The organism is Pseudomonas sp. EggHat1 (assembly GCF_014892995.1).
GTDB lineage: Bacteria > Pseudomonadota > Gammaproteobacteria > Pseudomonadales > Pseudomonadaceae > Aquipseudomonas > Aquipseudomonas chaetocerotis.
This window is the reverse complement of the sequence record NZ_JACKQK010000017.1, coordinates 1-12,615: the sequence shown is the minus strand read 5'-3', so window position 1 is coordinate 12,615 and position 12,615 is coordinate 1. Positions and strand designations below refer to the sequence as shown.

12 protein-coding genes are annotated in these 12,615 nt (G+C 61.4%); 5 read left to right on the top strand and 7 right to left on the bottom strand.

What is annotated here, in order from left to right; translation table 11 throughout:
• Nucleotides 1-3: 3 nt before the first annotated feature.
• Complete coding sequence (gene dibA / locus INS93_RS21495) at nucleotides 4-2,286, bottom strand: phosphodiesterase DibA (protein ID WP_192985540.1); 2,283 nt, start codon at nucleotides 2,284-2,286, stop codon at nucleotides 4-6.
• 169 nt (nucleotides 2,287-2,455) lie between these two features.
• On the opposite strand from dibA, the gene desA reads away from it, so the two are divergent.
• The 3 genes from desA (at nucleotide 2,456) to INS93_RS21480 (ending at nucleotide 6,469) form a co-directional block, all read left to right on the top strand.
• A complete protein-coding gene (gene desA / locus INS93_RS21490) occupies nucleotides 2,456-3,646 on the top strand; it encodes a delta-9 fatty acid desaturase DesA (protein WP_075750629.1) in 1,191 nt (396 codons plus the stop codon).
• 110 nt (nucleotides 3,647-3,756) lie between these two features.
• A complete protein-coding gene (locus INS93_RS21485) occupies nucleotides 3,757-4,728 on the top strand; it encodes a sensor domain-containing diguanylate cyclase (protein ID WP_160018857.1) in 972 nt (323 codons plus the stop codon).
• Between the two features lie 427 nt (nucleotides 4,729-5,155).
• On the top strand, nucleotides 5,156-6,469 hold the full coding sequence (locus tag INS93_RS21480; protein WP_192985473.1) for an OprD family porin: 1,314 nt from the start codon (nucleotides 5,156-5,158) through the stop codon (nucleotides 6,467-6,469).
• A 105-nt stretch (nucleotides 6,470-6,574) separates the two neighbouring features.
• On the opposite strand, the gene INS93_RS21475 is transcribed toward INS93_RS21480, so the two are convergent.
• On the bottom strand, nucleotides 6,575-6,904 hold the full coding sequence (locus tag INS93_RS21475) for a DUF2388 domain-containing protein (protein WP_192985472.1): 330 nt from the start codon (nucleotides 6,902-6,904) through the stop codon (nucleotides 6,575-6,577).
• 88 nt (nucleotides 6,905-6,992) lie between these two features.
• Nucleotides 6,993-7,247, bottom strand: coding sequence for an NfeD family protein (locus INS93_RS21470; protein WP_192985471.1), 255 nt, complete (start codon nucleotides 7,245-7,247; stop codon nucleotides 6,993-6,995).
• Nucleotides 7,248-7,412: 165 nt separating this feature from the next.
• Between INS93_RS21470 and INS93_RS21465 the strand changes: the two genes are divergently transcribed.
• Nucleotides 7,413-8,087 carry a murein L,D-transpeptidase catalytic domain family protein gene (locus INS93_RS21465; protein ID WP_192985470.1) on the top strand — a complete coding sequence of 225 codons (675 nt, stop codon included), beginning with the start codon at nucleotides 7,413-7,415 and terminating at the stop codon, nucleotides 8,085-8,087.
• Here the strand turns inward: INS93_RS21465 and INS93_RS21460 are convergent.
• Both INS93_RS21460 and INS93_RS21455 read right to left on the bottom strand, forming a co-directional pair.
• Nucleotides 8,062-9,846 carry a GspE/PulE family protein gene (locus tag INS93_RS21460; RefSeq protein ID WP_192985469.1) on the bottom strand — a complete coding sequence of 595 codons (1,785 nt, stop codon included), beginning with the start codon at nucleotides 9,844-9,846 and terminating at the stop codon, nucleotides 8,062-8,064. The two genes, INS93_RS21465 and INS93_RS21460, sit on opposite strands and share 26 nt — an antisense overlap.
• 97 nt (nucleotides 9,847-9,943) lie before the next feature.
• Complete coding sequence (locus INS93_RS21455; protein ID WP_226945664.1) at nucleotides 9,944-10,270, bottom strand: hypothetical protein; 327 nt, start codon at nucleotides 10,268-10,270, stop codon at nucleotides 9,944-9,946.
• 127 nt (nucleotides 10,271-10,397) lie between these two features.
• Between INS93_RS21455 and INS93_RS21450 the strand changes: the two genes are divergently transcribed.
• Nucleotides 10,398-10,865, top strand: a complete 468-nt coding sequence (locus INS93_RS21450; protein ID WP_160018863.1) for an Lrp/AsnC family transcriptional regulator — start codon at nucleotides 10,398-10,400, stop codon at nucleotides 10,863-10,865.
• 111 nt (nucleotides 10,866-10,976) lie between these two features.
• Here INS93_RS21450 and INS93_RS21445 read toward each other — a convergent pair whose 3' ends face one another.
• Both INS93_RS21445 and INS93_RS21440 read right to left on the bottom strand, forming a co-directional pair.
• Nucleotides 10,977-11,648: a DUF502 domain-containing protein gene (locus tag INS93_RS21445; protein WP_192985468.1), complete on the bottom strand. Its 672-nt coding sequence runs from the start codon at nucleotides 11,646-11,648 to the stop codon at nucleotides 10,977-10,979.
• A 106-nt stretch (nucleotides 11,649-11,754) separates the two neighbouring features.
• A partial coding sequence (locus INS93_RS21440; RefSeq protein ID WP_192985467.1) for a TRAP transporter large permease occupies nucleotides 11,755-12,615 on the bottom strand: 861 nt, incomplete at its 5' end.

The window sequence follows — 12,615 nt, the reverse complement described above, 5'->3', positions numbered from 1 at the left end:
GGACTAGCTTTTCTTCGCTTCGATCAGCGTAGTGGCGTCGACGGTTCTGGTTGTTACAGGTTGCGGACGGCCAAAGTGGTAGCCCTGGCCGTAGTTGCAGCCTAGCTCGCGCAGGAAGTCGGCTTGAGCGGGCTGTTCGATACCCTCGGCGAGGACCTTGAGGCCCAGGCTCTTGCCCAGAGCGATTACCGCGCGGGCGATGGCGGCATCTTCCGGGTCGTCAGGCAGGCCACGCACGAAACTCTGGTCGAGCTTGAGCTTGTCCACCGGCAGGCGCTTGAGGCGCGCTAGTGAGCTGTAGCCCGTGCCGAAGTCGTCGATGGCCAGGCGCAAGCCCAGGGCGCGCAGGCTGATGAGCAGTTTCTGCGCTGCATCCGGGTCTTCCATGATGGCGCTCTCGGTGACTTCCAGCTCCAATTGCTCGGGCGGCAGACCTGTTTCTGCCAGTACCTGCGCCACTTTCATATCGAGCTCACCGCGGCTGAACAAACGGCTGGAGACGTTCACCGCGACGAAACTCAGCGCACAACCTTCGGTGTTCCAGCGCACCATCTGGCGGCAGGCCTGTTCCAGTACCCAGGTATCGATGGCGCCGATCATGCCGTTGTCCTCGGCAATCGGGATGAATTCGCCGGGAGCAATCAGCCCGCGTTGCGGATGTTGCCAGCGCACCAGTGCCTCCATGCCCACCTGGCTACCGTCACGCAGATCATGCAGCGGCTGGTAGTAAACGCGCAGCTCGTCATTGTCCAGGGCATGGCGCAGGCTGCTGGCCAGTTCCACGCGTTGGCGGGCGTAGTCGGTCAACTCCTGCACATAGAAGGCATAGCCTTCGCGGCCGCTGCTCTTGGCCTTGAACAGCGCCGAGTCGGCGTTACGCAGGATCTGCTCGACGCTATCGGCATCTTCGGGGAAAAGACTGATGCCGATGCTGGCGCCAATGTAGAGCTCGTGACCGTCGAGGCGAAAGAACGTTTCCAGGCTGCGCAGCAGGCGTTGTGCAAGCTCGGCTGCCTGAGCGGCGTCGGTGCAATTTTCGCTGAGCAGGCCGAACTCGTCGCCGCCCAGCCGGGCCAGCGTGCAGCCACTGGGCAAATTCTGCTGCAGGCGTTCGCCGACGCCCTTGAGCAGCAGGTCACCGACGTTGTGGCCGAGGCTCTCGTTGATGTGCTTGAAATGGTCCAGGTCGATCAGCAGCACTGCGCCGCGCAGTTCCTCGATCTTGCTGCGTTCCAGTGCATGGGCGACGCGCTCGGTGAACAGCAGGCGGTTGGGCAGGTTGCTCAGCGGGTCGTGGTGGGCCAGGTAATCCAGCTCACGCTGCGAACGCTTGAGCGCAGTGATGTCGGAGAACACCGCCACGTAATGGCTGACGCGCCCCTGCTCGTCGTGGATGACGCGTATGCATTGCCACTGCGGGTAGATTTCGCCGCTCTTGCGTCGGTTCCACACCTCACCGCTCCAGGCGCCACGGTTCTGCAGGGCATGCCACAGGCTCTGGTAGAAGGCGGAGTCATGACGGCCGGACTTGAGCAGGCTGGGGTGCTGGCCGAGGATTTCCTCGTTGCTGTAGCCAGTGATGCGGCTGAAGGCAGGGTTGACGTGAACGATCCGCTGCTCGGCATCGGTAACCAGCACACCCTCCTGGGTGGCATCGAACACCGCTGCGGCCTGGCGCAGGCTGTCGTCGATGGCGCGTTGTTGGGTAATGTCGCTGGCGATGCCGATGAAGCGCTGTGGTTGGCCGTTTTCGTCTCGCAGCAGGCGGCCGCGCGAGTGAATCCAGCGATAGCTGCCGTCGGCATGGCGCAGGCGGTAGAGGTTCTCGTAGGACTGTTCGCTCAACTCGGCGTTGAGTGCATGCAGCGCGCGCTCAGCGTCATCCGGATGCAGGCGCGCGGCCCAGTCTTCGCGGGTATTGCCCAGGGTTTGCGGAGTGAGGCCGAGAAGCCTGGCGTAGCCCTCGGAGAAGAACACTCGGCGTCTCGTCACGTCCCAGTCCCACAGGCCGTCGCGCGTGGCATCCAGCGCCAGGCGCAGGCGTTCCTCGTTACCGGCCAGTTCCAGGCGTGCGCGGCGGTACTGCAGGGCATGGCGGTGCAGCACCAGGTAAAGCAGCGAACTGGTGAGCACGACGAAGAACAGGCCCTTGAGGGACTGCAAGTGCTCCTGTTGCGCCACGGACAGGCCCAGGGCGGTCAACAGATGATCGCTGAGAAGGATCCATAGAGCGGCGAGCAGCAGGTAGCCCAGGGTCAGGCGCAAGGCGGCGATGTCGATACGCATGGGCAAGCGGCAGCGCTCCCTTGTAAATGCTGGCCAGTATAGATGCTTCACTGCTGAAACATTCTCATCTAAAAGACCAACTGGTTTTCTGGCATGGGTCAGGGATAATGTGAGCAGGTTCGTCCTTGCAGGACAAGCCGCGTTCCCCCTTCAAGAGGCAACAGCGCCCATGTGGTACAACGGTTTACTCGACCTGTCGGTCTGGCAGCTGGTGGCTGCGACCTTGCTGATGACACACGTGACCATCGTCAGCGTGACTGTCTATCTGCACCGCTACTCTGCGCACCGTGCACTGGAACTGCACCCCGCGCTCAAGCATTTCTTCCGTTTCTGGCTGTGGTTGACCACGGGTCAGAACACCCGCGAGTGGACCGCTATTCACCGCAAGCACCACGCCAAGTGTGAAACCGTCGATGACCCGCACAGCCCGGTCATCAAGGGTCTGAGCACCGTGCTGCGCAAAGGTGCCGAACTCTATCAGGAAGAGGCGAAGAACCAGGAAACGCTGCGTATCTACGGCAAGAACTGCCCGGATGACTGGATCGAGCGCAATGTATACAGCCGCTATCCGATTGGCGGCGTGACGTTGATGGCGATCATCGACCTGGCGTTGTTCGGCGTACTCGGCATGACTGTCTGGGCGATCCAGATGATGTGGATTCCGGTATGGGCCGCAGGTGTCATCAACGGTCTTGGTCATGCTGTTGGCTATCGCAACTTCGAGTGCCGCGACGCCGCCACCAACCTGGTGCCATGGGGCATCCTGATTGGCGGTGAGGAGCTGCACAACAACCACCACACCTACCCCAACAGCGCCAAGCTGTCGGTGAAGAAGTGGGAGTTCGACATGGGGTGGGCCTGGATCAAGCTGTTCAGCTTCTTCGGTCTGGCTCAGGTGCAGCGTGTCGCGCCTATCGCTCATCGGGTCGAGGGCAAAGGTCATCTCGACATGGACACTGCCATGGCCATCCTCAACAACCGCTTCCAGATCATGGCGCAGTACCGCAAGCTGGTGATCGCGCCGCTGGTCAAGCAGGAAGTGGCCAAGGCCGACGAGTCCGTTCGTCACCTTTTCCGCCGTGCCAAGCGCCTGCTGTCGCGTGAGCCGAGCCTGCTGGAAGAGCAGCATCATGCACGCATTGCTGACTTGCTGGCACAAAGTCAGGCACTCAAGGTGATCTACGAGAAGCGTCTGGCGCTGCAGCAGATCTGGGTCAAGACCAGCAGCAACGGCCACGACATGCTCGAAGCCATGAAGCAGTGGGTGCACGAGGCCGAGGCCAGCGGCATCCAGTCGCTGCGTGAGTTTGCCGAGCAGCTCAAGACCTACTCGCTGCGACCGTCCAGCGCGACTGCCTGACCGCCGCTCGTTACAAGCAAAGGCCCGCCGAACTGGCGGGCCTTTGCGTTTGTCCAACAGCTCGCACTATGCTCATTTCAATGCGAGGCGAAGGACGGATGGCCGCTGTAATGGACGATCAAGGCAACGCTGTTTCCGAGTTGGAAGAACTGACCTTGGCTCTGCTGCACAGCCGTGCCGAAGTGGAGCGCCTGGGTGCGCGCGAGCAACTGTTCAGCAGCCTGCTTGGCAGCGTCAATGCCGTGCTCTGGGCCTTCGATTGGAACGAGCAGCGGATGATTTATGTCAGCCCTGCCTATGAGCGAATCTTCGGTCGTTCCGCCGCGCTGCTGTTGGCCGATTATGGCGAGTGGCGCAACAGCATCTATCCGGACGATATCGACTACGCCGCCGAAAGCCTGGCCAAAGTGCTGGAAACCGGCGCGGTGGAGTCTCGCGAGTACCGCATCATTCGCGCTGATGGCCAATTGCGCTGGCTCAGCGACAAGTGTTTCGTCAGCCCCCGGCTGGGTGCTGAGCCCGGCAGTGTGATCGTCGGTATCGCCGAAGACATCACCGAGAAGAAGCGCCTGGAGGGCGAGTTGCATCGCCTGGCTACCACTGATGTGTTGACCCAGAGTAGCAACCGGCGGCACTTCTTCGAGTGTGCGCGTCGCGAGTTCGAACACGCGCACAAGTTCGGTAGCCCGCTGGCCTTCCTGTTGCTCGATCTCGACGACTTCAAGAAAATCAATGACCAGTATGGCCACCAGATCGGCGATCAGGTCCTGCAGCGCCTGGCGCATTGCGGCAGCAATGCCTTGAGGCGCGGCGATCTGTTCGGGCGTATCGGCGGTGAGGAGTTCGCAGCGTTGTTCCCGGGCTGCGAGCCGGATGTGGCTTTGCAGGTGGCTGAACGACTGCAGCGTGAGGTGCAACGCCTCAGCTTTCGGCACGAGGGCACCAGTTTCGGCATCACTGTCAGTCAGGGTCTGACCAGTCTGCTGGCCACTGATGTCAGCCTCGATGCGCTCTATGCACGTGCCGATGCAGCGATGTACATGGCCAAACGTCAAGGCAAGAATCAGATCGTCCTGGGCTGATGGGTTGGCGATTTTCCGCCTAGGAACAGGTTCTCATAAGCGGAAATTTGCCTGTTCTTATTGTCATCGCATGGTCACTGCTCTGCAGGAAAAATGTAACCTGTTGTTCTAGAAGCCTTGCGGGCTTGCCGCCAGGAGCTGGCGCGTTATCTGCATGGGCTCCGGCAGATGCCGGCCAGGATGTCGGTGCACAATAACAACGACGAGAGAGCATTCACCATGCACCACTCTGCCCGCCTCATTCCGGCCGCCCTGCTGCGTTCGCCGTTGTTCTGTTCTTCCTGAGTTTTTTGCGTACCCATTCGAGCCCGGCTTGTGCCGTTTCCTGGCTCGTGGGTGCGTATTCCCTATTCGTTCTGGCCTGCCTCTTCGTGCCGAAGTCTGTGCCGGACGATGCGTCACCTTAAACACACTGGAGAGAAACATAATGAGAAAGACCTCCCTGGCACTGGCCGTAGCCGCCAGCACCCTGGGCCTGAGCCAAGTCGCCTTCGCCGATTTCATCGGTGACAGCAAAGCCAGCCTGACCATGCGCAACTTCTACTTTGACCAAAACACCGTGAACACCACCAACAACAATGGTGAGGCCAGCGAGTGGGGCCAGGGCTTCATTCTCAATTACCAGTCCGGTTTCACCGAGGGCACCGTCGGCTTCGGTGTTGACGCCGTTGGCATGCTGGGTGTGCGTCTGGATGGTGGTGGTCGTGCGACCAAGGCCGGCCGTGACCGTACTCCGGGCCAACTGTTCCCGCTGGAAAGCGATGGCAGTGCCGTTGATGACTTCAGCAAGGCTGGTGCGACCGCCAAGGTTCGCATTTCCAAGACCGAAGGCCGTATCGGTACTCTGATGCCGAAGCTGCCGATCCTGGTATCCAACGACGGTCGCCTGCTGCCGCAGATGTTTGAAGGTGGCATGATCACCTCCAACGAGATCGACAACCTGACCCTGACCGCTGGCCAGATCGAGCACGCAGTCAGTCGTGCGTCGAGCAATAGCACCGGTCTGTCTGTCGCTGGCGGCAGCGAGGCCAGTAACAAGTTCTACTTCGCTGGCGGTGACTGGAAGGTCAACAGCGACCTGACTGCGCAGTACTACTACGCCAATCTGGAAGATTATTACAAACAACACTTTGCCGGTCTGGGTCATAACCTGGCGCTGGGCGAAGGCAGCCTGAAGACCGACCTGCGTTACTTCCATACCACTTCCGATGGCAAGAACGGCAAGGAAGCGGGTTACTCCGTAGGTGGTTACACCCGCAACGGTGACGGCGAGATCGATAACAACACCTGGAGTGCTGCCTTCACTTACAGCCTGGGTAGCCACGCTGTAATGCTGGGCCATCAGCGTGTATCTGAAGACAGCAACTTCGTGCAGCTGAACCAGGGTGGTATCGAAGGCTCCTCGGGTGCGAGCGTGTATCTGCTGACTGACCGCCTGGTGAACAGCTTTACCCGTGCCGGTGAGCGTACGACCTTCGGCCAGTACAGCTACGACTTCGCCACTCTCGGCGCTCCGGGTCTGAAAGCTTCCGTGGCTTATCTGAAGGGCACCAACATCAAGGTGGCCGGCGCTGGTGATGCCAAGGAATGGGAGCGTGACATCGCTCTGGACTATGCATTCCAGGATGGCGCTCTGAAAGGTCTGGGTCTGGGCTGGCGTTATGGCGTGCTGCGTGGCAACGCTGCAACCGATACCGATCAGAACCGTCTGATCGTCAGCTACACCCTGCCGCTGATGTAAGACGATAGGTTCTCGGGAGGCCTCAGGCCTGATATCCCGAAAGCTGAACGAAAAATGCCCGCTCCTTTTGGACGCGGGCATTTTTTATGCGCGACTGGTGACGGCTCAGCGTGGGCTGTCAGCTGGCGCTGCCGAAGTGGCGAGAATGGCGCTGGCCAGTGCCATGTCGTCGGCGTCCTGCAGTTGCGGGTTGGCGCTGCGCAGTTGCTGCATTGCCGCTTCCAGATGCGGGCCGCGAATTTCGCCGTTGCTGGCGACGAAGCTGCTGGCATCCTCTTCGGCCGCCGCAACCAGCTTGCGATCCTTGAAGGTCAGGTAGGTCGAGGCGGTGGTTGCGCCCGAGGAAAGAATGTCGCGCAGCAGGCCATCGGCTGCTGCGGTCTGGGCGATCAGGCAGGCACTGAACGCCAGTGCGGCACGGCTCGTTACACGCATGATGAAACTCCTGTAGGGTGGTTCCTCTCCTAGGAGTCGCACAAGCCGCTGGTGGTTCCTTGCGGGCGATGGCCGGTTGCCAGGCCGATCAATTGCTGAGCTTGCGCGCCCGCTGCTGATGACGCCACCAAAGCAGCGCCGATAGTAGCGCCAGTGCGCCGAACAGCAGGAATTGCCAGACCCAGGGCAGGTCGGGGAACAGGTAGGTGAGTGCGCCGACACTGACAGCGACCAGGCCGATCCACAGCAGGTAGCCTCCGGCGCCGAACACTTCGATAATCAGCAGCAGGGTGGCCAGGGACAACCAGTCCCAGAACGACAAGTGTTGCAGGTAGGTGATCATGAGAAGGCGCGGCTACCCATACTCAGACTGTTCGCTGATCGCCCTTTGGTGTGCATTGCATAGACTCCATTGCCAGATCAATCAATCTAAGCACAGCCGTCTGCGCTCTGCCGCCGACCCCTTCGCAAGGTGGGCAGATGCCAGGTAATCCGTGGGAGCCAGGGCATGTTTGAGCGTTCGCTGATGGCGTTATTGCTTACCGCTCTATTACTGGCAGGGCAGGGCGCGGCGGCTGGTGAGCTACTGAATGCTCTGCACCGTGCGGCGCCGCAGTTGGAAAAGCGTGCGTTGCAGGATGCGCTACAGGCGCTGCTGTGTACTGAGCGAGAAGGCGCGGGTGAAGCCCGTCGGTTGGCGGTGATCGATTACTCGCGCTCCTCGCTGGAACGACGTTTGTGGGTGTTCGACCTGACGCAAAGGCAGCTGCTACTGCGGGAGTTCGTGGCTCATGGTCGCCAGTCCGGCGAGCTGTTCGCCGAGCGCTTTTCCAATCTGCCTGGTAGCCATCAGTCCAGCCTGGGTCTGTTTCGCGGTGGTGAAAGCTACAGCGGCCGGCATGGGCATTCACTGCGCCTCGATGGCCTGGAGCCCGGCTTCAATGACCAGGCGCGTGCCCGTGCGCTGGTGATCCATGGAGCTGACTATGTGGCGCCGAGATGGGCGGAGAAATATGGACGCATGGGGCGCAGCCTGGGCTGTCCGGCGGTGCAGCAGGAGGTGATTCGGGTGCTGGTGGATCAGCTCAGGGATGGCCAGTACCTGTTCGCCTGGCACCCGCAGTTGGCCGATGACCGCTATCGCGCCTGCACGAGCCTCAGCGTTGCTCGCTCTGCGGAGTGACGCGCAGCACTTCCTCGATGGTGGTCAGCCCCGCCGCGACCTTTTGCGCGCCGGACAGCCGCAGGCTGCGCATGCCGTCCTTGAAGGCGGCGCGGCGCAGGGCGGTCAGGTCGGTATCGGCGTTGATCAGTGGCTTGATGGCGTCGTTGATCAGCATGATCTCGTAGACGCCAGCGCGGCCGCGGTAGCCGGTTTCACGGCATTCCAGGCAGCCGACGGCGTGATGCGCCTGGGTCGGTAATGGCGAGCTCCAGGGCCGGGTCAGGCCGTTCCAGGTGTCTTCGTCCAGTTGCACCGGCGCCTTGCAGTGTGGGCACAGGGTACGCACCAGGCGCTGCGCCATGACGCCGAGGATGGTGGCCTTGAGCAGGTAGTGCGGCACGCCCAGCTCGAGCAGGCGGGTGATGGCGCTTGGCGCATCGTTGGTGTGCAGGGTGGACAGCACCAGGTGGCCGGTCAGTGCCGCCTGGATGGCCATTTCGGCGGTTTCCAGGTCGCGGATCTCACCGATCATGATGATGTCCGGGTCCTGGCGCATCAGTGCGCGTATGCCGCTGGCGAAGTTCAGGTCGATGTTGTGCTGCACCTGCATCTGGTTGAAAGCGCCCTCGATCATCTCGATGGGGTCTTCGATGGTGCAGACGTTCACCTCCTCGGTCGCAAGCTGCTTGAGTGTGGTGTAGAGCGTGGTGGTCTTGCCCGAGCCGGTGGGGCCGGTGACCAGGATGATGCCGTTGGGTTGGCAGGTCATGCTCTCCCAGCGGCGCAGGTCGTCAGGAGAGAAACCAAGCTGATCCGGGCTTTTCAGCAGCACTTCCGGGTCGAAGATGCGCATCACCATCTTTTCGCCGAAAGCGGTCGGCAGGGTGGATAGACGCAATTCCACTTCGTTGCCATCCGGGGTCTTGGTCTTGACCCGGCCATCCTGCGGCTTGCGCTTCTCGGCGATGTTCATGCGGCCGAGGTTTTTCAGGCGGCTGACCACGGCCATGGTGACCTGGGCGGGGAACTGGTAGACGGTATGCAGCACGCCGTCGATGCGAAAGCGCACCGTGCCCTGCTCGCGGCGTGGCTCGATATGGATATCGCTGGCGCGTTGCTGGAAGGCGTACTGGAACAGCCAGTCGACGATATTGACGATGTGCGCATCGTTGGCGTCCGGTTCCTGATCCTGAGCGCCGAGGCTGAGCAGTTGTTCGAAGTTGCCGACGCCGCTGATCCTCTGGTCGGTGGCATTGGCCCCGCTGACCGAGCGGGCCAGGCGATAGAACTCGGTGGTGAAGCGCTGAATGTCGCTGGGGTTGGCCACCACGCGCTTGATCGGACGCTTGAGCACGTGCACCAGGTTGGCTTCCCAGCTATGCACCAGCGGCTGGCTGCTGGCGATGGTGACGCTCTCGCTGTCCACCGCCACGGCGAGAATCTTGTGGCGCTGGGCGAAGGCGTAGGACATCAGCGGGGTGATGGCCGGTACGTCGATCTTCAGCGGGTCGATGCGCAAATAAGGTTGCCCGGCGAAGTTGGCCAGCCAGGTGGTGAGGGTTTCCAGGTCGAGTTTCTTGCCCGGCCTTTTCTGATCGTCCACCTGCTGTGCGGCGAGAAACTCCAGCGGGTGCTGGGTATTGTTCAGCGAGCTGCGACGGATCGCCAGGCACTGCTCAGCCACATCCTGATCGACCCGGCCCTGGGCCACCAGCTCGCGCAGCAGGTCACCAAGATCCAGTACACGGTCAGGGGCGGTAGCGGTGAAGGCGGACATGCGGGCTCCTCGGGGTCGGCCTGAACAAGGTTAGCCGAACTAGGATGCCCGAAAAGCCGCACAAGGGCGAAGTGCCTGACGTGATCGAGCGCCCGCTTCAGGCCACCTCCGTCACCAGGCTGTGATCCAGATGCTGCCAGGTCACCTCCCATACGCATACCAGGCCGCGCAGTTTCTGCGCCAGTACCCCGGCTCGATGCAGCGAGATGCCGTGCAGGTGCAGGCTGATATGCAGGTCATCCTGCAGGCGTTCCATGTGCAAGGCTTCGGGTAACAGCTGCAATTGGGCGAACAGGCCGAGCAGTCGGCACAGTACATCGGCTTCGGCGTCGGTACGTAGCTGGTATTCGACACCGGCATCGGGACGATCCTGCCAGGGATCGCGGCGGTTCAGGGCGGACGGAAACGCAGTGGTATCAGGCATGGCGGCAGCTCGGGCAGGTTTTGCCTAAGTTTCCGTCTTCTTCTGGCAAAAGTTCTGCCTGGTTTTCTGTGTTTGTGGGTGTTTAATGGATAGAATTTCCTTATTTAGCCACTGATAGGGATTTTTTATGTCCGTCATTCTGGATGCCTACGATCAACGCATTCTTGCTCTGCTGCAAGAGGACGCGGGTCTCTCCACAGCGGAGATCGCCGAGCGTATCGGTCTGTCGCAGTCACCCTGCTGGCGGCGTATTCAGCGGCTCAAGGAGGAGGGGGTGATCCGCAAGCAGGTCACCCTGCTCGATCGCAAGCGCATCGGCCTGCATACGCAGGTGTTCGCTCAGGTCAAACTCAACGCCCATGGGCGCTCCAACCTGACCGAGTTCGCCGAAGCCATGCGCGAGTTTCCCGAGGTACTGGAGTGTCACGTGCTGATGGGCGCGGTGGACTTCATGCTGCGCATCGTCACCCGCGATATCGAGGCCTATGAGCGCTTCTTCTTCGAGAAGCTGTCGCTGGTACCCGGTATCCAGGAAGTGAACTCCATCGTTGCGCTGTCGGAGATCAAATCCACTACCAGCTTGCCGCTCGCCTAAGGAAACGCCGAGAAAGCCGTCATGCCCGCGCAGGCGGGTACCCAGAACCTACGAGTCACCTGGGCTCCCGCCTTCGCGGGAGTGACGATAAATGGCTTTTTCAGAACATCCCTAAGGCTTGATCACCACCGGAGGCAACTGCTCGACATTACGTTTGCCAGGTGGCGTGAGGCCCATGGACACGTAGATGCTGGTCAGTTGATCCACACCCATGTCGGCGGGTCGTATCCAGGCCTCCGGTACGTACAGCAGGCCGCCACCGACCGGAATCGGCGCGGTGGGAATGAGGATGGCGCAGTAGGCTCGGCCTTCCAGCTCCACGCTTTCCGAACTGGGGCGCAGAGCAAGTACGGCAGCGCCGTCGCCGCCGAAGAAGCACCAGACCGGCGCCATGGTGGTGATGTCCGGGTTCTTGCTCTTGTCCAGCAGGCCCACGAAGCGATCAGCCAGGTTGTAGAAATTACCGATCAGCGGGGTACGCCGCAGGGTGCGATCGATCAGCCAGGACAGCGGGCGGCGCAGCCCCAGTTGCACCGCCAAACCCAGTGGATAGAGGCTGGCCAGCAGCACCAGACTGCCGAGCAGGTAAGCCAGGTAGCTGTTGCTGGAAAAGGGCTGGCCGAGTGCTGCGAACAATTGACCGATGAGGGTCGAGGGGCCGACCAGGCGATTGAGCAGGCTGAATATCCAGGCGAGCAGGGCCAGGGTCAGCGCCAGCGGCAGTAGCGCGAGCAGGCCGGTCAGCCAGGTGGTGACGACGGATTTCAGGCTGCGTTTGAACATGTAAGGGTTTCCTTGACGATCGTGGCGGTGACTTTACGCCAGGCGTGGCAATTGCGGGCAGTTGTGTCCGTGTGCGTGGCCTGTGAAATGGCTACAGCGCTTTTCGTCAGATCATTCGCGCGAAAAAAAGCTTCGGCAGCGCCAGGGAAACGGCCGGGATGTAGGTAATCACCATCAGGAAGCTGATCAGCAGCATCAGCCATGGCAGTGCAGCGCGGATCACCGCCGTCAGCGGCATGCCCGTGACCGCCGAGGTGACGAACAGGTTCAGCCCCACCGGTGGCGTGAYCAGGCCGATCTCCATGTTCACCACCATGATGATGCCCAGGTGGATCGGGTCGATGCCCAGTTGCATGGCGATCGGGAACAGGATCGGCGCCAGGATCAGGATGATCGCCGACGGCTCCATGAAGGCACCGGCGATCAGCAGCACGATGTTCACCACCAGCAGGAACTGCCACGGCTGCAGACCCAGATCCACCACCCAGGCAGTGATCTGTTGCGGAATCTGCTCGGTGGTCAGCACGTGGGCGAAGAGCATGGCGTTGGCAATGATGAACATCAGCATGATGGTCAGCTTGCCGGACTCCAGCAGCACCTTCGGGCACTCGCGAATGGTCAGGTCCTTGTACACGAACAGGGCGACGAARCCGGCGTACACCGCCGCCACGGCCGCMGCCTCGGTCGGGGTGAACATGCCGGTGTAGATACCGCCGAGGATGATCACCATCAGCAGCAGGCCCCAGAACGCCTCACGGGCAGCGCGCAGCCACTCGCGGAAACTGGCACGCGGCAGGGCCGGCAGCTTCTTGATGCGTGCGACGATGTAGATCGCGATCATCAGCACCAGGCCCAGCATCACGCCCGGGATCACCCCGGCCATGAACAGCTTGCCCACCGACTGCTCGGTGGCGGCGGCGTACACCACCATCACGATCGACGGCGGAATCAGGATGCCCAGGGTACC